General features: G+C 53.3%; 21 protein-coding genes. 14 read left to right on the forward strand and 7 right to left on the reverse strand.

Annotated elements, in window-relative coordinates:
• The first annotated feature begins 49 nt into the window (after positions 1-49).
• Positions 50-1,183, forward strand: a complete 1,134-nt coding sequence (locus CJO09_RS12500) for an FAD-dependent monooxygenase (RefSeq protein WP_119442641.1) — start codon at positions 50-52, stop codon at positions 1,181-1,183.
• A gap of 6 nt (positions 1,184-1,189) precedes the next feature.
• Positions 1,190-1,990, forward strand: coding sequence for an IclR family transcriptional regulator (locus tag CJO09_RS12505; RefSeq protein ID WP_119442642.1), 801 nt, complete (start codon positions 1,190-1,192; stop codon positions 1,988-1,990).
• A 16-nt stretch (positions 1,991-2,006) separates the two neighbouring features.
• On the opposite strand, the gene CJO09_RS12510 is transcribed toward CJO09_RS12505, so the two are convergent.
• From CJO09_RS12510 to CJO09_RS12530, 5 genes are read right to left on the reverse strand one after another with little or no spacing between them, the layout of a single operon-like run.
• Positions 2,007-2,795 (reverse strand): IclR family transcriptional regulator, encoded by a 789-nt coding sequence (locus tag CJO09_RS12510; RefSeq protein WP_119442643.1) that lies wholly within the window; start codon positions 2,793-2,795, stop codon positions 2,007-2,009.
• A 28-nt stretch (positions 2,796-2,823) separates the two neighbouring features.
• The gene (locus CJO09_RS12515; RefSeq protein ID WP_119442742.1) at positions 2,824-3,258 is read right to left on the reverse strand and encodes a RidA family protein; all 435 of its coding nucleotides are present in this window, start codon (positions 3,256-3,258) and stop codon (positions 2,824-2,826) included.
• Positions 3,259-3,263: 5 nt separating this feature from the next.
• Complete coding sequence (locus CJO09_RS12520) at positions 3,264-4,298, reverse strand: aromatic ring-hydroxylating oxygenase subunit alpha (protein ID WP_119442644.1); 1,035 nt, start codon at positions 4,296-4,298, stop codon at positions 3,264-3,266.
• A gap of 21 nt (positions 4,299-4,319) precedes the next feature.
• Positions 4,320-4,556, reverse strand: coding sequence for a recombinase-like helix-turn-helix domain-containing protein (locus CJO09_RS12525; RefSeq protein WP_114421685.1), 237 nt, complete (start codon positions 4,554-4,556; stop codon positions 4,320-4,322).
• Complete coding sequence (locus tag CJO09_RS12530; RefSeq protein ID WP_119442645.1) at positions 4,556-4,876, reverse strand: hypothetical protein; 321 nt, start codon at positions 4,874-4,876, stop codon at positions 4,556-4,558. The genes CJO09_RS12525 and CJO09_RS12530 overlap by 1 nt, the downstream gene beginning before the upstream one ends.
• Positions 4,877-5,234: 358 nt before the next feature.
• On the opposite strand from CJO09_RS12530, the gene CJO09_RS12535 reads away from it, so the two are divergent.
• From CJO09_RS12535 to CJO09_RS12590, 12 genes are all read left to right on the forward strand, one after another.
• On the forward strand, positions 5,235-6,017 hold the full coding sequence (locus CJO09_RS12535) for an ABC transporter ATP-binding protein (RefSeq protein WP_119442646.1): 783 nt from the start codon (positions 5,235-5,237) through the stop codon (positions 6,015-6,017).
• Positions 6,018-6,083: 66 nt separating this feature from the next.
• Positions 6,084-7,079, forward strand: a complete 996-nt coding sequence (locus tag CJO09_RS12540) for an ABC transporter substrate-binding protein (protein WP_114421688.1) — start codon at positions 6,084-6,086, stop codon at positions 7,077-7,079.
• 104 nt (positions 7,080-7,183) lie between these two features.
• Positions 7,184-7,960: an ABC transporter permease gene (locus CJO09_RS12545; RefSeq protein ID WP_370523855.1), complete on the forward strand. Its 777-nt coding sequence runs from the start codon at positions 7,184-7,186 to the stop codon at positions 7,958-7,960.
• Positions 7,961-7,971: 11 nt separating this feature from the next.
• Positions 7,972-8,754: an SDR family oxidoreductase gene (locus CJO09_RS12550; RefSeq protein ID WP_119442647.1), complete on the forward strand. Its 783-nt coding sequence runs from the start codon at positions 7,972-7,974 to the stop codon at positions 8,752-8,754.
• A 17-nt stretch (positions 8,755-8,771) separates the two neighbouring features.
• Complete coding sequence (locus CJO09_RS12555) at positions 8,772-9,302, forward strand: cupin domain-containing protein (RefSeq protein ID WP_114421690.1); 531 nt, start codon at positions 8,772-8,774, stop codon at positions 9,300-9,302.
• A 25-nt stretch (positions 9,303-9,327) separates the two neighbouring features.
• The gene (locus CJO09_RS12560; RefSeq protein WP_119442648.1) at positions 9,328-10,182 is read left to right on the forward strand and encodes an alpha/beta fold hydrolase; all 855 of its coding nucleotides are present in this window, start codon (positions 9,328-9,330) and stop codon (positions 10,180-10,182) included.
• A 2-nt stretch (positions 10,183-10,184) separates the two neighbouring features.
• A complete protein-coding gene (locus CJO09_RS12565; RefSeq protein WP_119442649.1) occupies positions 10,185-10,988 on the forward strand; it encodes an IclR family transcriptional regulator in 804 nt (267 codons plus the stop codon).
• 32 nt (positions 10,989-11,020) lie between these two features.
• Entirely contained in the window at positions 11,021-11,812 is a 792-nt protein-coding gene (locus CJO09_RS12570) for an SDR family oxidoreductase (protein ID WP_119442650.1), read from the forward strand.
• Positions 11,805-13,490, forward strand: a complete 1,686-nt coding sequence (locus tag CJO09_RS12575; RefSeq protein WP_119442651.1) for a thiamine pyrophosphate-binding protein — start codon at positions 11,805-11,807, stop codon at positions 13,488-13,490. Before CJO09_RS12570 ends, CJO09_RS12575 begins: the two co-directional genes overlap by 8 nt.
• Before the next feature lie 13 nt (positions 13,491-13,503).
• Positions 13,504-14,319 carry an aspartate dehydrogenase gene (locus CJO09_RS12580; protein ID WP_119442652.1) on the forward strand — a complete coding sequence of 272 codons (816 nt, stop codon included), beginning with the start codon at positions 13,504-13,506 and terminating at the stop codon, positions 14,317-14,319.
• A 68-nt stretch (positions 14,320-14,387) separates the two neighbouring features.
• The gene (locus CJO09_RS12585) at positions 14,388-15,863 is read left to right on the forward strand and encodes an aldehyde dehydrogenase (protein ID WP_119442653.1); all 1,476 of its coding nucleotides are present in this window, start codon (positions 14,388-14,390) and stop codon (positions 15,861-15,863) included.
• Between the two features lie 12 nt (positions 15,864-15,875).
• Complete coding sequence (locus CJO09_RS12590; protein ID WP_119442654.1) at positions 15,876-16,838, forward strand: VOC family protein; 963 nt, start codon at positions 15,876-15,878, stop codon at positions 16,836-16,838.
• A 276-nt stretch (positions 16,839-17,114) separates the two neighbouring features.
• On the opposite strand, the gene CJO09_RS12595 is transcribed toward CJO09_RS12590, so the two are convergent.
• Complete coding sequence (locus tag CJO09_RS12595; protein WP_119442655.1) at positions 17,115-18,266, reverse strand: porin; 1,152 nt, start codon at positions 18,264-18,266, stop codon at positions 17,115-17,117.
• A gap of 432 nt (positions 18,267-18,698) precedes the next feature.
• A complete protein-coding gene (locus CJO09_RS12600) occupies positions 18,699-19,175 on the reverse strand; it encodes a disulfide bond formation protein B (RefSeq protein ID WP_119442656.1) in 477 nt (158 codons plus the stop codon).
• Positions 19,176-19,183: the final 8 nt, after the last annotated feature.

Genomic DNA, 19,183 nt, shown 5'->3' on the forward strand with positions numbered 1-19,183 from the left:
TGAGTTAAATTATGAACATATTGTTCATTTTTGATCATAAAGGTAAAGCATGACACAACGGATTGGGGTTTCAGGTGCAGGTATTGGCGGGCTGAGTGTTGCCATAGCATTGCAGCAGGCCGGGAAAGAGGTGGTGGTGTTTGAACAGGCTAAGCAATTTGCACGCGTTGGTGCCGACATCAATTTAACGCCGAATGCCGTTCGAGCAATAGACGGCCTGGGGCGGGGGGTTGGCGAAGCGTTGCGTAAAACGGCGGCACGGCCACGTTATCGTATCAGCCGAGACGGTTATACCGGCGAAGAAACCTCGCGTATTGAAATGGCCGAGGCGGCGCAAGAGAAATACGGTGCGCCCCAGCTTACATTGCACCGCGCCGATGTCATGTCTGCGTTGGAAGAGGGCGTTCAACCCGGTACAGTGAAACTGGGCAAGAAAGTGACTCGGATCGACGACCAGGCGGGCGGTGTGACGGTTCATTTTGATGATGGCAGCCAGGAACAGGTGGATGTGCTGATTGGCGCCGACGGTATTCATTCCACCGTGCGCACCGCGATGTTTGGGCCTGAGCAGCCGGAATTTACCGGTGTGGTTGCCTACCGGGCCGTAGTGCCGGTTGCGAAGCTGGGTAATTTGCCGAATCTTGATAGCTTTACCAAGTGGTGGGGCAAACAACCCGAAGTGCAAATCGTTTCCTTCCCGCTCAATCAAGGCAAAGACTTGTTTATTTTCGCGACTACGCCACAGGAAGGTTGGCACTTGGAGTCCTGGACCGCACCGGGTGAGGTAAGCGAACTTCGGTCGCATTACGTTGATTTTCATGAAGAAGCGCGTGCATTGCTTGACGCTTGTGATTCGGTGCTGAAGTCGGCACTGTACGTGCGTGATCCATTGCCGGAGTGGCACAAAGGGCGGTTGGTATTGTTGGGCGATGCATGCCATCCCATGATGCCGTTCATGGCGCAAGGCGCAGGGCAAGCCATCGAGGATGCTGTTGTGTTGGCGCGCTGTCTCAGTTCCAACGATTTTGCCGAATCTACTGCGGCATTCGACGCTTATCAGAAAGCGCGTCACGATCGTACGGCGGAAATACAAATTGCGTCGCGCGGCAATAATTGGTTGAAATCGGGCACCAACGCTGATTGGGTTTACGGCTATGATGCGTGGTCGGTTAAATTGGGTTAGGCAGGAATGGCAAAAGAGTCAGTGGGGCGCAGCGAACAAGCGAGCCTGGAAACGGGGGCTTTGGTCACCCCCATGGTGCGTGGCTTACGGTTGCTCGAATATATTGCCCAGGGCGGCAATACCAGTAATTTAAGCGAAGTTGGGCGGCTGATCGATGTGAATCGCGTAACCGTCACGCGCTTGCTGGCCACGCTGGAGCAAGAGGGTATGATTGAACGTCTCCCTTCCGGTGGTCATCGTGTTAGCCTGCGTTTTCTGGCTTTGTCGGCCACCACATTGGGTCACAATGATTTTATGTCAGTGGTTAGGCGTTATGCGCAGTCCATTTGTCATTCCTTGGGCATCTCTGTTTATTACACAGTGTTGGATGGCGCTGATATGGTGTACTTGTTGCGCGAAATGCCGCCCGCAGGATTAGTGAGCCATATCACGCTGGGTAGCAGGGTGACGGCTTGGCAATTGGCGCCGGGAAAAGCGGTGTTGGCAAGCCGTTCCAACGATGAGTTAAACCTCATGTTCGGCCCTTCGGCATCGAAGCCCATTCCCGATTTCGATAGATGGATGCAGGAAATAGATACTATTCGCGAAACGGGCTATGTTTGGAGTCGGTCTCGGTTGGAGAAAGGGATTAATGCTTGCGCCGCTGCAATTAAGGACGCCGACGGCGATGCGGTGGGTGCATTAAGTGTCGTCGGTCCGGAACAGATTTTTATTGAAGATGAAACGCTGGAAGTACAGGCTCAAAAAGCAGTGTGCGAAGCGGCCCGGGCGTTATCGGAAATTAGATGTTGCGACGGCAGCGCCTGAAATTTGCGGGGTGTATTCAAGCGTATGCGCCGCTGTAGTTCAATGAAACCGAGAGTGATCGTGCCGCGTTTTTTACCCTTTCAATAAGCCGTTCGCGCTCGGCCTCCGGTATGCGCAAATTGGGCACCGTTAAGCCCAGTGCGGCAACCACTACGCCCGACTCATCGTGCACGGGTGCGGCAATCGTTGAAATATTGGTTTCGAAGAAACCTTCTTCCATCACATAACCCCTGGCTTTGTCTTTTTGAAGCAAAGTGTAAAGATCATGTGTGGTTGCGGGCGTGTTAGGCCCGTGCGCTTGAAGTCGCTCTTCCGGATAAAGTGCCTGTAATTGTTCAAAACTGTGATGGCTGAGCAATACCCGGCCCAAGACGGTTGCGTGTGCCGGAAGTCGCGTACCGATATGCACCGAGCTGCTGAATACCGATGCCGGTGCTACTTTCTGGATATAAACGATGTCGCGTCGGTCTCGAATGACTAAATTGGATGAGTAGCCGGTGTCGTCGCGCAGGCGCTCCAGAATAGGTCGGCTAAGCTCAGTAATGGATAAAGACGCCAGATACTCGAAGCCCAACCTAAGCACCGCTGTGCCTAATTGGTAATCGCGCCCGTTGTTCAGCCTTTCAACAAATCCCAGATTTTCCAGCGTGACCAGTAGCCGAAAAATGGTTGTACGAGGCACGCTGAGACGGCGAGCCAGTTCCGGCGCGGTGAGCGTAGGGGTTTGGCGGGAAAATTCACTGAGTATGCGTAGACCGCGCTCAAGTCCGGGCACTGCATATTTTTCTGTATCTTTAGCCGCCATATTCAGTAGAAATCATCCCTGTAAAGCATTAACGGGTTTGCGCTTGCCTTAAGTCAATATCAAGCCGGGCAAATGCGTCGATTTCAATACTGAGGCCCGGAAAAGCAAACGCACTCACCTCAACCAGCGTGGAGCACGGGAAAGTACCAGTGAAATAGTGTTTGCGCAACTCGGAAACCAGGGCTTTATCTTCTGCGTTCGTTAGATAAACAACCAGTTTGTAGATATTGTGCAAATCGCCACCGGCCGCCTGCAGCATGGCGCGGATGCGCTCCATAATACGAGTGCCCTGATCTTGCGTACTCAAGGTTTCGCCTTGGTCGTTCACCGCCGGATTGGCGGTCACGCCCGACATGACCACTTCCTGCCCGATAACCAAACAGTTCGACCAGGTTGCGTTGGGCGGTTCAGGAACAGACGGCACGTTGATGTGCCGCACGTTCCCGTTCTGATTTGGCACCATGGCCACTACAGAACACCCCGGTTCAATTGATCAGTCGCCAGTTTGCGTAGTTGCCGGCGTGCGCGGGTGACCCCGACATCATGCTGATAAAGGTGTTCGCGTTGGTTCGCGTCCGATTCCATTTGCTCGAGCACTACGCGGTCTTGCTCCAGAACCGTCCAATGACGTGCTTCCAAACGATTTTTGTAAAGGAAACGCCAGGCGTCGCGCTGCCAGCCTTCAACTTTGCGAACGCGCCAGTGGAATACCGCCGTGATATCGGGAGAAATAGGGGTGTAGCAGCCGATAATGCCGAAATTACCGCCAGGGCCGCCGGTTTTGGGGTAGGGGATTTCCAGCCGCAGCCAGATCAGCCCGGTGTCGGCCCATTCCGACCAGTCGAAGTTAACGTCACGCTGGCCGGCCTTCTCGAAAATAAAGCCCGTATCGGTATCGCGCAGTTGGAATTCGGCTGAGCGCGCGCCCACCGACATGCTGTGCGACTGCTTGTGCAGATACGTGCCGTGCATGGGATCCATGACGTTGTCGATCACGTAGCGATAGCCGCCGCGCCATTCCGTGTAGCACAGGAAGGCGGAATATTCGCCGGATGTCAGCTGTTCGGGCAATACCAGTGGAGGGGGTTCGTCGATGTTTTCAGACGAGTTGTACATGAAAATTGCACCGGCGCTTTCCTGTATATGAAAAGCACGTGTGGGACGCGAACCCTCCAGTTTACAGCCGGGGTTGCCGGGAACAGAGACGACTGTGCCGTCGCAACTGACTTCCACGCCATGGTAGCCGCAGGCAATTTTATTACCTAGCGGGATGCCGAAAGAAAGCGGGGCGCCCCGGTGGGGGCAATGGTCTTCGAGGCAGTGCACTTTGTTATCGGCATCGCGCCAAAGTACCAGTTTGCGACCCAGCCGACGCAATGATACGGGTGTGTCTTTGACAAAATGCGATGGGCAGATGGCGTGCCAGTAGTCTTTCAGACCTTCGGTGAGGATTTTTTCAACTTGCGCTTCGGTTTCAGCGCGGTTTGCTGTTGCTGTACTCATGGAATTTCCTATTGATCTCGTTTAGTCGTTGGCGAGACGCTTGAGCTCCTCAGCCAGATTATCTGTTGTCCAGTTATCTGCCGTTTGCGGCTGGGGCCCTTGGTCGTTCAAAAAGGTGACGAGTGCATCGAGTTCGGTAATACCGGAACCAAAAGCACGTTCAATACTGTCGCCCAACAGGTTTTCGTAAGCGGTGGGCTCATGACTGCGAGCCTGATGGGGATCAAGATAACAAGGGGTGAGGTAGCGGTCTTGCATTATTGGCCTCCGTTACGTACGCGTTCCTTGATTCGTTCGCGTACAGGGATAAAGTCATAAGTGGGAAAACATTCGGTGGTGAATACGCCCCACGCCGAACGTTCAAGTTCGACATTCACAACCGGAAGTAAGTGTGGCGGAACGCGTAGCGTGACGATTTGTCCAAACCCCATGGCAACCGTCCAGGAAACAATTTCAACACCGTCGGGCGGAAAGCGATCCCACCATTCGGCGGCTTTGAGCTTGCCTTGAATCGTGTCCAGGTTCTGCGACTGATCGTGTTTAAGAAATACGGTTAATAGTGTGGTGTCAGACGCCATGCCGGCTCCGTAGTATAGGTAACCCGTAGATATGGTTTGCGATAGAATTCCATATCGATGTTGTGTTCCATATATTAAACAGCGTTTTACATAAGGTTAGTGTAGGGGTGGCGGAAATAACGATCCATAAGTAAAAACCCTAGGTTTATTTTATCTGATAACAATAAACTATTGAAATAAAAGAGGTTTTATTATTTATTTTCGTCGATAAATATCGCTTTAATTGTTGATTTATGTCAATTTAAAAGCAATACAAAGGGTTATCCCTAATATATTCCCACCCGTCAAGCAGATAAAGTCTGTTTAAAGAGCAAAACGTCAGTTCATATATAAAACATCGCTAAGGAGCGCACCGCTCATGGTCGAAATTGAATTCCGTGATGTCACCAAGTCGTTCATCGATCGCCAGACATCCAAACCTATCACCGCCGTTACCGACGTCTCCCTGTCTATCAAGAAGGGGGAAGTGGTTTCGCTTATCGGGCCTTCAGGCTGTGGCAAAAGTACTTTGTTGAATATGGGCTCCGGCCTGTATCAGCCTACCGAGGGCGAGGTCTACGTGGGTGGCAAGCTGGTAACCAGGCCTGTGCGTGAAGTGGCTTTCATGTTGCAGAAAGATTTGCTCATGCAATGGCGCACCATTGAAGATAACGTGTCGTTAGGGCTTGAAATCGCCGGTGTCGGCAAAGCCGAACGCATGAAGATTGCACACGAGCTTCTGTATAAGTGCCACCTTAAAGGGTTTGAAAAGCACTACCCTTATCAACTGTCGGGTGGGATGCGTCAACGCGCTGCGCTGGCACGTACGCTTGCCGTCGATCCGCACGTTATGTTGCTCGACGAACCCTTTTCGGCGCTCGACGCCCAAACCAAAATGGTGCTTCAGCAGGATCTGGCTCAAATGTTGTACGAGAAAGAGCGTACGGCGCTTTTCATTACCCACGACCTGGTCGAAGCCATTGCCCTGTCCGACCGTCTGCTGGTAATGAGTGAGCGGCCGGGCACCATTATTGAGGAAATCGTTATCGATCTTCCGCTGCGCGAGAACCCACTCGAGCGGCGCAAGTTACCAGAAGTTGGCCCCTTGCAAGGGCGCTTAATGGACCTGCTGAAAATTGGCAAAGAAGAATTGGCTCATTAAGCAATCAGGTGGTACCCGTTGTTCCTTTTTTGAAATTCCGATACTTACTACGATCCGGAGGACATAATGAAAAAACTACTCGCCATTACCGCGCTGGGCGCATGTTCGCTTTTCTCCACAACCGCCGCGTTGGCAGCTGAAGCAGGTAAAGATCTGCAAAAGGTAACGTATTTGTTGCCTGCACCTAAAACGCTTCCCGCTTTTGCGCCTTGGCTGATCGCGCAGCATCAGGGTTATTTCGCCGACGAAGGGCTTGAAGTTGAGTTCGTGACCGGCAAAGGCGGTGTTGATGTCGCCAAGCAAGTGGGTGCCGGCAACGCCGTTATCGGTGGCGCCATTGGTGACACGTCTATTATTGTGCGTGCCAACGGTGTGCCCGTTAAGTCTGTAGCCGTATTGGGCGCAGGCTCGTTAACGCTGGTTGCCTCTCATGCCGATAAGCCGGTAAACAAGCCCGCCGAATTGAAAGGCAAAGTGATCTCGGTTATGGCCTATACCGACACCACTTACTACTCTTTGCTGGGTACGATGCGTAAAGCTGGGTTGTCGCGCGATGATGCCGATATTCAGGCCGCCGGCCCCGCTGGTGTATGGCAATTATTTGCATCCGGAAAGTCGGAAGTGATGGCCGGTGTGCCCGACTGGGTTGTAAGCGCACGCGCTGCCGGGACCAAAGTTCATATTATGCCGCGCGAAGAGGGTTTCAACAGTATGGCCCAGGCTATTCTGGCCTCTGATGAAGCAATCAAGAACAACCCTGAACTCATTCAGAAAATGGTCCGTGCCACACTGAAAGGCATGACGCTGATCATGAACGAAACCGATAAGGCCGTTGCGTCCTATGTGGAAGCAAACCCGGCGTTCAAAGGTAAGGAAGATCAGGTGCGTCAGGTGTTCGACCTGTACAACGAATACGTTTATGCAAACCAGGAAGTGCCCGGAACAATGGATCCCGAGCGCCTGGCCAACGTACAAAAGTTCTATGTATCTGAAGGTATTGTGAATACTGAAACGCCGCTCGACGAGCTGTACACCAATCAATTCGTTGGAGGCGGTCAATGAGTTTGGAGTCATCCACGGTCAGCGTTAACCAACCTGTAGGGATGTCCCGTTCGCAAAAGCTCAATCAGCCCAAACCGAAAAAGCACTCTACAGGAGGACCTGGTGTGTCTAAACAAACTTTTACCGCATTGTGCAGCCTGGCCGTTTTGATTCTGGTGCTGGCCGCCTGGGAGTGGATCCCGGTGTGGCTGGAAACACCGGCCTATATCTGGCCGGTGTTTTCCTCGGTCGTTGAAGAGGGCATCAGAATGTGGAATACCGGCAATTTGCTCGAGCATTTCGGTATCACCGCGCTTGAGGTCGTCATCGGGTTTTTTCTGGGTGCGTTGCTTGGGTTGTTTGTAGGCGTCGTACTGGGTTTGTCGCCCACCACGGAATCGGTGTTGTCACCTTACATCCTGGCACTGCAAATTGCACCGAAAGTGGCGTTTGCCCCTTTGTTCGTCATGTGGATGGGTTACACCATTTACCCGAAGATTCTGGTGGGTATCCTGATTGTGTTCTTCCCCATCATGATCAACGTGTTGTCTGCCATTCGTACGGTCGACCCCGACATGGTGAATCTGGTTCGCACGTTGAACGCAACGCGGCTGCAAATTTTCCGCCTGGTTGAGTTCCCCTCGTCTTTGCCGGCTTTGTTTTCGGGTTTGCGTATCGGTTCCACGCTGGCTGTTATTGGTGTCACCGTGGGTGAACTGGTGGGCGGCAACCAAGGCTTGGGTTTCCTTCTGGTCGACTCTGAAGGCCAAGGCAACACGGCTGGTGTGTTTGTGGCCATTATCGGGCTGACCATCATCGGGATCGTGGCCTACGCGGGTGTTGTCTGGGCCGAGCGTCGTTGCTTGCATTACATCCCGAAAATCACAACCACTACGGCTTAATGGAAACCAGGATGCAACCCGATCAAGTTTCTATCGCAACACAAGGTTTATTGAAAGGCCGCCGGGTTTTGGTTACCGGCGGTGCCCGGGGGCTTGGCCTGGAGTTCGCCCGTCATGCAGGGCGTGCCGGCGCGGCAGTGGTGATTGCCGATATTCTGGCAAATGAATTGCATGCTGCAGCGGAAGATTTACGCGCTGAAGGCATTCAGGCACAGAGTGTGGTGTTCGACCAAAGCAGCCCGGAGTCAATCACCGATTGTGTGGTGCAGGCGGCGCAATGGCTGGGTGGGCTCGACGGCCTGGTCAATAACGCCGCTATTACCAATTCCGGTGGTAAAGCTTTGAATGAGCTGGATATCGATGTTTGGGACAAGGTCATGGCGGTGAATGTGCGGGGCACTTGGTTGATGAGCCGCGCTTGCTGGCCTGCGCTGAAAGCGTCGGGGCGCGGCAGTATTGTCAATCTGGCCTCAGACACTTCGTTGTGGGGTGCGCAGAACCTGCTGGCCTATGTTGCCAGCAAAGGCGCCGTTATCGCAATGAGTCGGTCGATGGCGCGCGAAATGGGTGTCGACAATATTACGGTCAATGCCGTGGCACCCGGATTAACGCTGGTTGAAGCGACCGAATATGTCCCTAAGCATCGTCATGAGCTTTATGAAGGGCAACGGGCCATTCAGCGTCAGCAAGTCCCCGACGATGTCAGTGGTGTGGTTACTTTTCTTCTTTCTGATCTGTCACGGTTCGTGACAGGTCAAGTCATGGCCGTCAATGGCGGCTTTGTCATGCATTAACCATAAAGGTGAGTTCTATGAGCGAACAAGCAGTAAGTGAGAAACCTTCCTGGGAGCGTCCTGAAGGCGCCAGTTTCGAAGATTGGATGCAAACACGTATTGCACGTTATTCAACACGCAAATACGACTGGGACGCCTTGAAGTTCCAGGCTGATTACGACCCCAAGTATCGTCGTGCCCAAATGCGTTATGTGGGTACCGGTGGTACTGGTGTGGCGCAAGATGTGAATACCGTCCCTTCGGAAAACTTCACGTTTTCAACCATGGTTATCCCGGCCGGGCACATTGGCCCATCTCATTTGCACACCGACGTTGAAGAAGTGTTCTTCGTTATTCGCGGCAAGATGAAGCTGGTGCTTGAGAAAGATGGTGAACGTTTTGAAACCATTCTGACCGATCGCGACCTCGTTTCAGTTCCACCGGGCGTTTATCGTGAAGAGATCAATATCGGTGATGAAGATGCGTTGATGTGTGTGATGTTGGGCGCTAAAAAACCCATTATCCCCACCTATCCGCCCGAGCACCCTTTGTCGAAAATCAAGCGCTGATCTCTACAAAACAAAGGAATAACCCGTGACCCAGGCTTTTCCCAACAACGATACGTCGATTTCTTCCGATCCTTTTTTCACTTACGAGGTTGTGAAAACAGGGAAGGGGGATATCGGTTTGCGTCGCTGCGGCCAGGGGCCTCACACGGTTGTACTTTTGCATGGCATCAGTTCGGGCGCCGACTCCTGGCGGGAGTGCGCCCGATTATTGCAGAACGATATGCAGGTTGTCGCCTGGGATGCGCCCGGCTATGGTCATTCCACCCCCTTGGGGCAAGCTCAGCCGCAGGCGGTTGATTATGCTCACCAATTGCAATGTTTGTTAAACGAGTTGGGCGTTGATCACTGCCTGGTAGTGGGGCATTCGCTGGGTGCGCTCATGGCGTCGGGCTTGGCAAAACAACACGACCCTCGTGTTAAGCAATTTTTGTTAATCAGTCCGGCGCTGGGTTACGGTGGTACTGATAAAGCCGATCAGGTTCGAGCAGGCCGGTTTGCTGCGCTGGCCGAGAAAGGCGTGCAGGGCATTGCCCAAGCATTGCCGAACCGACTGCTTTCGGCGTTCGCTTCAGAGGGCCATCGGCAGGCCGTGACTGCAAACGCCATGAAGCTTAATGAAGGCGGATATAGACAAGCGGTCGAGCTCCTTTGTGGCGACGATATTTATCGTTATGCCGATGATTTTCCTCAGAACACGCTTGTTTATTGCGGTGATGCCGATATTGTGACGCCACCCGAACAATCGGCTGAATTTGCCGAGCGCATGGGTTTCCCGTTTGAGCTGATTTCACAAGCGGGGCATGCCAGTTACATTGAACAGCCGCAACAGATCGCCGATTTAATTCAGCAGGCCATGTCGAATGTTCGAGGTGTTGCGTGAACATGAATGAATTCGGCCGCCTTGAGGCGGCTCAGCGTTATACGGTCCCGGGGTTGGAGCGTGGTTTGCGTATTCTGACCGCTTTTACACGCCGGGAGCCGGTGTTGTCGGCGCCGGAGCTTGCCCGTCGCTTGTCCATTCCCCGCTCTACTGTGTTTCGTTTGCTATCGACGCTGGAGCAGTTGGGTCTGGTTGAGCGCGACGAAAGCGGGCGTGATTATCGTTTGGGTACCGGCGCGCTTCGTTTGGGGTTCGAATGCCTGGCCTCGAAAGAGCTTACTGAACTGGGGCGTCCGATTCTTGAACGCTTGCGCGATATCACCGGTTGTTCATGCAATCTGGTGGTGCGCGACGGTCGTTCCGTGGTGTATGTTGCCCGGGCGGTGGTGCAAACCCCCTATGCAAATACGGTTCACCTGGGAACCCGTTTACCCGCACACGCCACCTTGTTCGGCCGTGTTTTATTGCGTGACCTCTCGTTCGAAAAACTGCAGCAGCTTTATCCCGAAGAGCAGTTGCAGGCGGCCACACCGAAAACACCAGCAACGGTTGCGCAACTGTATCGCCTGATTCAAACCGATCGGGCACACGACTACGTGTTTGATCAAGGCTATTTTGAACCGAATATTTCCACCCTGGCTGTACCCGTTTTCGGGCAGGCGGGGAAAGTGGTTGCCGCTTTAGGCATCACGGTTTCCGGGAATAAACATACTCCTGAAAACATCACTGAATTAGCGCGCAGCGCGTGTGAGGCGGCCGACGACTTGTCGGGCCTGCTCGATCACGTGGCCGCATCCCGTCATTAAGCGTGTAAAAGTTTAAGAATGAAGAGGTATCAATGATTAACCTGGAAGGAAAAGTGGCGGTGGTTACCGGCGGCAGTTCCGGTATTGGTCTGGCAACAGTAAAGCTGTTGCTCGAGCAAGGCGCCCACGTTGCCTTTTGCGGGCGCAGTGCTGAACGTCTTGAGTCGGTTGCCGCTCAATTGCGTAAAGATTTTCCGCAGAGCCGTTTCTTGACACAAATATGCGATGTTTTGAATCCGGACGATGTTCACGCGTTTGCGCAGGCTGTACGCGATCAATTGGGCAAGCCCGCGATGTTGATCAACAACGCCGGGCAAGGGCGTTTGTCTACGTTTGCCGATACGGATGATCAGGCCTGGGAACAAGAGTTGCGTTTGAAGTTCTTCTCGGTGATTCATCCAACGCGTACGTTTCTGCCCGATCTGGAAACGCAGGACGAGGCCGCTGTTGTGTGCGTGAACTCATTGCTGGCGGCACAGCCTGAGCCACATATGGTCGCAACCTCGGCCGCGCGCGCCGGGGTAATGAACCTGGTTCGATCATTGGCTACGGAGTTTGCGCCCAAAGGTATTCGTGTGAACGGTATCTTGCTGGGCCTGGTTGATTCCGGCCAATGGCGCCGCCGCTTTGAGGCGCGCGAAGATAAAAGCCAGACTTGGGAGCAATGGTCTCTTGAGCTGGCACAACGTAAACATATTCAATTAGGGCGATTAGGGCGGCCTGAAGAAGCCGCCCGCGCCATTGTTTTTCTTGCGACGCCGTTGTCCTCTTACACAACAGGCTCACATATCGACGTTTCCGGAGGAGTGTCCCGCCATGCATAAAAAGAATGTTGAAGTAACTGTCGGCTCGGCGATAGCCGCCTTTCTTGAGGAATGCGGGGTGAAAACGGCATTCGGCGTCATCTCCATTCACAATATGCCCATTCTCGACGCATTCGGCGAGCGCGGTGTTGTGCGATTTGTTCCCGCACGCGGCGAGGCCGGTGGAACCAATATGGCCGATTCGTATGCTCGTACCACAGGTGAGTTGGGCGTTTGCCTGACCAGCACAGGTACGGCTGCCGGCAATGCGGCGGGTGCCATGGTGGAAGCCTTAACGGCGGGGACCCCGATGTTGCATATTACGGGTCAAATCGAGAGCCAGTATCTAGACCAAGGCCTTTCGTATATTCACGAGGCACCCGATCAACTAACCATGCTAGAGGCCGTGTCCAAAGCCGCTTTCCGGGTGCGCAGCGCGGAAACGGCGCTCAGTACCATCAAGCACGCAGTACAAATTGCCATGACGGCACCAACCGGCCCGGTAAGCGTCGAAATTCCCATCGATATTCAAGGTGCGCTCATTAGTATGCCCACCGACCTTCGCCCTCTGGAGGTGCCGGTTTATCAACCCTCGGAAGCCTCGTTGGATCGTTTGGCCGAGCGTTTGTTGCAGGCCAAGCGTCCCTTGTTGTGGCTGGGTGGCGGCGCGCGTCATGCCGGCCAGGCAGTTCAGCGTCTGATGAAGATGGGTTTTTGTGTGGTGACCAGTACACAGGGGCGCGGTATTGTTCCCGAAAATGATCCGCAATCGCTGGGGGCCTTTAATTTGCATAAGCCGATTGAGGCGTTTTATCAAACCTGCGACGCCATGGTGGTGGTCGGTTCACGCTTGCGTGGTAATGAAACACTGAAGTATCAGTTGAAACTGCCACGCCCGTTGTATCGCGTTGATGCCGATCCCGGCAGTGAAGGGCGTTGCTACGAAACCGACGCCTTCGTACATGGCGATTCGCGTTTGGTGCTGGAAGGCCTGGCCGATCGTCTGGAAGGAAAAATGCGCGTTGACGCCCAGTTCCAAAGCGATTTACAAGCGGCCAAAAGCGCTGCCGTGGCCAGTTTGGTTGATGGTTTGGGGCCGTATTCCACGTTGGTCGAGGCATTGCAAGCCGCCGTCGGCCAGAACTTCAATTGGGTACGCGACGTTACGGTGTCCAACAGTACATGGGGCAACCGTTATTTGTATTTGTTCGACCCCAAAGCGGGTGTACATGCCTTAGGTGGGGGCATTGGCCAGGGTTTGGCCATGGGCATTGGCGCGGCAATTGGTTCGGCGCAAGCTCACACGGGCAAGAAAACGTATTGTCTGGCCGGCGACGGCGGTTTCATTCTGAATTTGGGTGAATTGGCCACGGCTGTGCAAGAGAAAGCCAATATGGTCATTATTCTGATGAACGATAAAGGCTATGGCGTAATCAAGAACATTCAAGATGCGCAATATGGCGGGCGGCGCCATTATGTCGATCTGCATACCCCCGATTATGCTGGACTGTGTGAGTCGCTTAGCATTCCGCATGCCCGGGTCAGCAATCTGGAGAGCATTGGCGAGGTGTTGCAAACGGCTATTGCAACAGAAGGCCCGTTTATGGTGGAGATCGACATGCTGTCCATCGGTCAATTCAAGACGGCATTTGCGGGGCCTCCGGTGAACCAGCCGGAACCGATGACAATGAATTCGTAATCGAAGGTAGAAAATGACAGTAGAACGTATCGCTTTGGTTGGTTTCGGTGCTATTGGTCGTGCCGTGTTCGATTTGATTGCAGACGACAACCGTTTGGAAATTGACCAAATCGTGGTGCCCGCCGAGTTGGTTCAGCCGATAAAAGAGGAATTGGCGCAACGCCCCAATGCCGCCTTGTTGACCGTATCCGATCATGTTTCCTATGACGACCGCCCTGATCTCATCGTTGAGTGTGCCGGTCATAGCGCCATTGAAACGCACGTGCTGCCGGGCCTGAAGGCTGGGATTCCTTGCATGGTGGTCTCTATCGGCGCGTTATCGGAACCGGGTTTGCCCGAACAACTGGAAGCCGCCGCGCAGGCCGGCAATACGCAGGTGCATTTGCTGTCGGGCGCCATTGGCGGTATTGATGCTCTGGCGGCGGCACGCGTGGCCGGGCTGGATGAAGTCACTTATGTTGGCCGCAAGCCGCCTTTGGGTTGGTTGGGCACACCTGCCGAAGAAAAGCTTGATTTGCATAACCTGAAAGAGAAAGAGATTTTCTTTGAAGGGTCCGCCCGCGACGCGGCGCGCTTGTTTCCCAAGAACGCGAACGTGGCGGCTACTTTGTCATTAGCCGGAATCGGACTGGATAAAACCAAGGTGAAGCTGTATGCGGATCCAACCGTGTCGGAAAATATTCACTATTACGAAGCACAAGGTGCATTCGGCTTTATGGGTGTCACCTTGAAAGGCAAACCGTTGGCAAGCAACCCGAAAACCTCTGCGTTAACGGTGTATAGCGTGGTGCGTGCCCTTAAAAACCGTGTTCAATCTGTGGCGATTTGAAACGTTTCAGCGCAAAGCTCAATGGCATGGATAAATTGAGTGCGCACGAATGGATGAAAGGATAAGTAATGAGCAAAGAATTACTGCCAATTTGCATTGCCGGAAAATGGCGATTGGGGCAGGGGCCCGAGTACACCACGTACTATCCGGCTACCGGCGAAGCCGTGGCGTCATTGAATGCGGCCGGCCCCGACGACGTGGAAGAGGCCATTCAAGGCGCGCAGACAGCGTTTGAGCAAAGTGGCTGGCCGCAACGAAAGCCGCACGAGCGTGCCGCGGTGCTGTATCGCATTGCCGAGCGAATTCGCGCTGAAGCGGAAGACCTCGCGCAACTGCAACGTTTGGATAACGGCAAACCCATTAGTGAAACGCGGGCACTGGTGGCGAGTGCGGCCGGTACGTTCCAGTTCTTTGCTTCGGCTTGCGAAACCCTGGAAGAAACCTTAACGCCGTCGCGCGGCGACTACTTAACTTTAAGCGTTTACGAGCCCATGGGCGTGGTGGCGGCCATTACGCCCTGGAACTCACCCATTGCCAGCGAAGCGCAGAAAATTGCTCCTGCATTGGCCGGGGGCAATGCCGTGGTTGTTAAGCCCGCTGAAATCACGCCTTTACTGGCGTTGGAACTGGCGCGTATCTGCGAAGAAGCTGGCTTACCTAAAGGTTTGATCAGCGTACTGCCCGGTAAAGGCTCGGTGATTGGTGATCTTATCACCCGTCATCCGTTGGTACGCCGCGTTTCCTTCACCGGCGGTACCTCGGTAGGGCGTCATATCGCCGGTATTGCGGCTGATAAATTCATGCCGGCCTCGCTGGAGTTAGGGGGCAAATCGCCCACCATGGTGCTGGAAGACGCCGACCTGGACCACGCCGTTTCCGGTGTGTTGTACGGCATTTTCAGTTCTTCAGGTGAGTCGTGCATTGCCGGTTCGCGCCTTTTTGTGGCCGAGTCGCTATACGACACGTTTATGGAGCGTCTGGTAAAGGGGGCTGAACAATTACGCGTGGGCGACCCTTCCAGTGAGCAAACACAAATGGGCCCGCTTATCAGCGAAAGCCATCGTGCCTCTATCGAGCGCTATGTTCAAAAAGGTCTGGATGAAGGCGGTCGCTTGTTAACGGGCGGCAAACGCCCTGAGGGTGATCTGTACGACAAAGGCAGTTACTACCTGCCCACCATTATCGATGGGCTGAATAATTCAGCCACCATTTGTCAGGAAGAGATTTTCGGGCCGGTATTGGTGGCGATGCCGTTCAAGAATATGGAAGACCTGATCGAGCAGGCCAATGACAGCGTGTATGCTTTGGCTGCCGGCATCTGGACCAAAGATTACAAAAAAGCCTGGAATCTGGCCCGTGCGGTAAAAGCCGGTAATGTATGGATTAACACCTACAAACTGTTTTCCATTGCTACGCCCTTTGGCGGCTGGCGCGACAGCGGCCTGGGCCGCGAAAAAGGGCGCCAGGGTATTCTTCAGTACATGGAACAGAAAAGCATTTACCTTGGCATGAATGAAAACCCCATGCCCTGGGCCGGCTTGTAAGCGAAAGGAGTCATGATGAAAGTAATAGGCATCGACGAAATCACCTACGGGGCTAATGATTTCGATACCTGCAAAAAGTTTTTCAGCGATTGGGGCCTATCGTTAACAAACGAGTCGGCATCAAAGCTGGTGTTTTCCACGCTTAACGGCTGCCGCGTCAATGTGGTGCGTGAAGATGACACTGCTTATCCCGAACCCATTGAGAGCGGGCCCACACTGCGTGAGGTGGTTTGGGGTGTGTCTTCCCCCGATGTTGTGGCGGAGTTTGCCCAACGTCTGGCGACAGTTGCGGGCTACAGGAACGAGAACGGTCGTGTGTCATGTATTGACCCCACGGGTATGCTGGTGAGTTTTCAGCTGACGCAAAAGAAAGATGTGGAAGTCGAGTGCGGCGAGTCCAACACTTGGAATAGCAAACCGCGCCGCAATGCTCCCAGCCCCATTTACGACCGTGCTTATCCCATTGAAGTTGGGCATGTGGTCTTTTTTGTGAAAGACTTGGAAGCGGTGGAAAAATTCTATGTGGAGAATTTCGGTTTCGTGCCGTCCGATCGTTACCCCGGCCGTGGCGTATTCCTGCGCTGCGATCCCGACGGCGGCCACCACGATTTGTTTTTGTTGCAAACACCCGATAAAAAAGTAGGATTGAATCACGTGGCCTTTGCGGTGCGTGACATTCACGAAGTATTCGGCGGCGGCCTGCATTTCGACCGCTGCGGCTGGAAAACGCAATTGGGCCCAGGGCGCCATCCCATTTCATCAGCTTATTTCTGGTATTTCGTAAACCCCGCCGGTGGGTTAATTGAGTACTATGCCGACGAAGACCAATTGGATGAAAACTGGGAACCGCGTGAATTTGAACCAGCACCTACGCGTTTTGCGGAATGGGCGGTAGACGGCGGGTTGGATGGTCACACCCGACGGCAAAAAAATACAGAAGCCCCCGAAGGGAAGTTTCTGACGGATAGAAAATAATAAAGTATCCATAGATCTGAAACCGTAGCGCCCTGGAAATGGAGTAGAAATCCAGTTACCGGGGCGTTTTTATTGCTGTGCTTTGCGTGCGAAGTGAATCATAAAAAGCGTTGACGTCATATTCCGGACGTAAAAAAACCGGGCTCGTTTTCACATAGCCCGGTTTAAACTCAAATCTACGTATTGCATTTCTGCGCTAGCGTAGAAATTACTACTAACGACTTCAGATAAACAGATCGGGCTTAAAGCCCGATCTGTTAAAGCATCATGCTTCGATTAGAAGCTGTGACGCAGACCTGCCATTACAGCAGTTTGGCTTTGACCCACGTTGGGGTTGATACCAGCAGTACCGCCTGCAGCGGACAAGCGTGTTGCATCGTCGTTGTCCATGTAGGCAGCGGATGCATAAACGGATGTGCGCTTGGACAGCGAGTACTTCACGCGAGCAACGTAGTACCATACTTTCTGGCTACCGGCTGTTGCGTCTTTGTAGTTCACGTAGTTAACCGAACCATCAAGCGTAACAGCGGGAGTTACACCATAAGATGCACCCAATGACCACAGGTCGGAACGCTCACCCAGACCGGCACCGATGCCGTTGACACCGTCATTCTTACGGTTCAGGTAAGTAAGAGCCACTTTCAGTGCGTCGAACTTAACATAAGCGTTAGCCAGAATACGGCGGTCTTTGTCGCCGGCACCCAAGCCGTAGAAATTACCAGCGGCAGGATCGTTGCCCTTGATGACGTCATAAGCTGCATTCACACCCCAGCCAGCTGTGTTGTAGCCAGCCATGAACGAGTAGGCACCGCAAGCACCGTTGTTGTCGTAGTCGACACCACAGTTTGTGCCACTAGGTGTGCCTGTACCAGCAGCACCACCAGCATTGACGTTGTCACGACCACGCGCCCAGGCTGCACCGAAAGTGAAGCCGTCGAAGCTGCCGCGGTAAGTAACGGAGTTATCCATACGGGTGTTGGGGAAGTAGGGGTCGATTGCAGCCAGGCCATAGGCGTTGGGGCCCATGATGTCACCGTGGATGTTCGCCCAGAACATCATGTTGTATTGACGACCGAAAGCCAATTGACCCCAGTCACCCTTCAGACCAACCCAAGCCTGACGACCGAACAAACGGCCACCTTGCTGGGATGTGCCGGTACCAGGATTGAAACCGGATTCCAGGTTGAAGACGGCGCTAAGGTTGTCGGAGAGTTTTTCCGTACCACGCAGACCCCAGTATGAAGTCCAGGAGGAAGTCAGGTTAGTGAAGTGAACGGAGCTGTTGCTGCCGCCGGTGCCGTCGGCGATGTTGTTGACGTATTCAACAGCTGTGTCGATGTTACCGTAAAGGGTAACGCTAGTTCCCTGGGCGGATGCCAGCATCGGGAACGAGAGGGCCAGGCCCACTGTAAGTGCTTTTAACTTCATTGGTTAGTTCTCCAACGTTGATGAAAATTATGCCGTTTGGCGGCACTGTTTTAGTAATGCAACCAACTGCGTCACTTTACTACTAACTGTAAATTTGTTACACCAGGAAACTCGGTTAACTGCGCCGCAAGGTTTTCAGTTGGTGTGACCAGTTTGGCACATTTTCACTGTTTTGCCCTACGTTGTTTTTCATGCGTAATCGCTTGATAACTGTACGTTTCCTGAGCGTTGAAGTGAGTGTAAAGAGGGTGTCATATGAGCACGATAAGGGTTAACCCTTCGTTAGGCCGTTGTGTATTAAAAAAACAACGTAATTATGACGATTTGATGAAGCCACAAGGAAAAGTGTGGTTTTTATACCGCAGTTTTAAGCGTACTGAACGTTGTAAAAATATGACGCTTAACTAGACGGAAGGGCGAATTTTATGGGTTTCAGCGTTTGCGGATTAGAACCAGGGCACTTAAAAAGGCCACCACGGCAAACAAGCCCATGCTCCACAGTGCGTATTCAATGCCGATCAGGTTCACCCGTGCGTCCATACATGTAGCGTAAATGCCGAACAGCCAGGGAAAGCCGGCATCCAGACCCGACGCCACCATGAAACGGTCGGCAAAAGTTTGTGCGCATGAAAACATTTGTGCCGCCACGGTGTATTGATACCAGGCAGCCATGACACCCAGCAATCCCAGAATCAATGTTGTGCCGCCAACGATACGGTGCCCCAGGCCGGGGCGTAACACCAGCACGCCAACCCAGCACACAAGTGCAATGACTATATAGATAAGCCGTTGCAATACACACCAGGCACAAGGTTGCATATCGAATACGTGCTGCGACACCAGGGCGACGCCCACAGCAGCAATACAAACAAGCGCGATGGTATGAAGCAGTTTGGTTGTGATCGACATAGAAAGCT

Source organism: Neopusillimonas maritima (assembly GCF_003576595.1).
In the GTDB taxonomy this organism is placed as follows: domain Bacteria; phylum Pseudomonadota; class Gammaproteobacteria; order Burkholderiales; family Burkholderiaceae_B; genus Neopusillimonas; species Neopusillimonas maritima.

Coding starts and splice junctions, on each gene's coding strand:
- CJO09_RS12500 (WP_119442641.1), top strand. CDS start 50: ATGACACAACGGATTGGGGTTTCAGGTGCAGGTATTGGCGGGCTGAGT.
- CJO09_RS12505 (WP_119442642.1), top strand. CDS start 1,190: ATGGCAAAAGAGTCAGTGGGGCGCAGCGAACAAGCGAGCCTGGAAACG.
- CJO09_RS12510 (WP_119442643.1), bottom strand. CDS start 2,795: ATGGCGGCTAAAGATACAGAAAAATATGCAGTGCCCGGACTTGAGCGC.
- CJO09_RS12515 (WP_119442742.1), bottom strand. CDS start 3,258: ATGGTGCCAAATCAGAACGGGAACGTGCGGCACATCAACGTGCCGTCT.
- CJO09_RS12520 (WP_119442644.1), bottom strand. CDS start 4,298: ATGAGTACAGCAACAGCAAACCGCGCTGAAACCGAAGCGCAAGTTGAA.
- CJO09_RS12525 (WP_114421685.1), bottom strand. CDS start 4,556: ATGCAAGACCGCTACCTCACCCCTTGTTATCTTGATCCCCATCAGGCT.
- CJO09_RS12530 (WP_119442645.1), bottom strand. CDS start 4,876: ATGGCGTCTGACACCACACTATTAACCGTATTTCTTAAACACGATCAG.
- CJO09_RS12535 (WP_119442646.1), top strand. CDS start 5,235: ATGGTCGAAATTGAATTCCGTGATGTCACCAAGTCGTTCATCGATCGC.
- CJO09_RS12540 (WP_114421688.1), top strand. CDS start 6,084: ATGAAAAAACTACTCGCCATTACCGCGCTGGGCGCATGTTCGCTTTTC.
- CJO09_RS12550 (WP_119442647.1), top strand. CDS start 7,972: ATGCAACCCGATCAAGTTTCTATCGCAACACAAGGTTTATTGAAAGGC.
- CJO09_RS12555 (WP_114421690.1), top strand. CDS start 8,772: ATGAGCGAACAAGCAGTAAGTGAGAAACCTTCCTGGGAGCGTCCTGAA.
- CJO09_RS12565 (WP_119442649.1), top strand. CDS start 10,185: ATGAATGAATTCGGCCGCCTTGAGGCGGCTCAGCGTTATACGGTCCCG.
- CJO09_RS12570 (WP_119442650.1), top strand. CDS start 11,021: ATGATTAACCTGGAAGGAAAAGTGGCGGTGGTTACCGGCGGCAGTTCC.
- CJO09_RS12575 (WP_119442651.1), top strand. CDS start 11,805: ATGCATAAAAAGAATGTTGAAGTAACTGTCGGCTCGGCGATAGCCGCC.
- CJO09_RS12580 (WP_119442652.1), top strand. CDS start 13,504: ATGACAGTAGAACGTATCGCTTTGGTTGGTTTCGGTGCTATTGGTCGT.
- CJO09_RS12585 (WP_119442653.1), top strand. CDS start 14,388: ATGAGCAAAGAATTACTGCCAATTTGCATTGCCGGAAAATGGCGATTG.
- CJO09_RS12590 (WP_119442654.1), top strand. CDS start 15,876: ATGATGAAAGTAATAGGCATCGACGAAATCACCTACGGGGCTAATGAT.
- CJO09_RS12595 (WP_119442655.1), bottom strand. CDS start 18,266: ATGAAGTTAAAAGCACTTACAGTGGGCCTGGCCCTCTCGTTCCCGATG.
- CJO09_RS12600 (WP_119442656.1), bottom strand. CDS start 19,175: ATGTCGATCACAACCAAACTGCTTCATACCATCGCGCTTGTTTGTATT.